Here is a 1,036-nt window from a genome sequence, read left to right as displayed (position 1 = left end):
CAAAAGCTAATAACTTGAAAGATAAAAGTATAGATTCGCAAAAAGTGAGTTTCGGGGGGGGGTACGGTATTAGATAGTTTAAATAGTATATTAAATCCAAATGAATTAAAAGCTATTCAAGAAGATGATGTAATATATATAATAGAAAAACCAAAATATCAAAACTTTGGTAATACTACTGTTTTAGATGAAATATCTGTTTCTAGTTCTAATTATAAAAATGGTTCAGCTGATTCAGGCTACCTTGTAGAAGAAACAAAGGGAGTAGGTATTTGGAATGAAAGAAAACTACAAGATACTCCTTACTCAATGAGTATAATCTCAAAAGAATTAATCGAAAATGTACAAGCAAAAGATATGAATCAGATATTTAAAATGAACTCAACAACACAAGAAGCAGGAAAATCTAACTGGGGTGAAGGTGATACATTTATTCCTACTATGCGAGGATTTGGAGTAGCTAATCCAATTATTAATGGTATTTCATATGCAAATAATTTTACTACAGTACCAATGATGCAAGATATAGAAAGAGTTGAAATTATAAGTGGAGCAACAGGATTTTTATATGGAGGAGGAAGAGTTGGAGGAGCAGTAAACTATATAACTAAAAAACCAACTACAAAGGATTTAAGAAATATTACTATTGGAAGTTATGGAAATGAATCATATTATGGACATATTGATTTATCTGGACAATTTGATGAAGATAATACTATTGGATATAGAATAAATGGATTTTATCAAAATGGAGAATTACCTTCAGAAGCTAATACTGAACAAAAAGCTATTAGCCTAGTATTTGATTGGAAACCAACAGATAATTTTTATACAGATATAAAATATTCACATAAAGATAATCTAACAAAAGGTGGAGAGAATTTCTTTGGTGTATGGCGTGCTGGTTTTGATATGGCAAGTATCGAGAAAGTAAAAAATTATAATCCCGATTGGATAGAAAATGAGTTTAAATCAAATAGAGTTGAAAATAGTATAAGATATGATATCAATGATATTTTTACACTAAGAACAAATA

The 1,036-nt window shown here is 29.0% G+C and carries 1 protein-coding gene; it reads left to right on the top strand.

The annotated features are described in order from the left end of the window. Nucleotides 1–309: 309 nt before the first annotated feature. On the top strand, nt 310–1,036 hold a 727-nt coding region (locus tag CRU91_RS12045; RefSeq protein WP_235827015.1), incomplete at its 3' end, for a TonB-dependent receptor plug domain-containing protein.

Origin of the sequence: Aliarcobacter vitoriensis, assembly GCF_003316695.1 — a bacterium.
Classification (GTDB): Bacteria; Campylobacterota; Campylobacteria; order Campylobacterales; family Arcobacteraceae; genus Aliarcobacter; species Aliarcobacter vitoriensis.
This window is presented reverse-complemented; position numbering and strand designations above follow the sequence as displayed.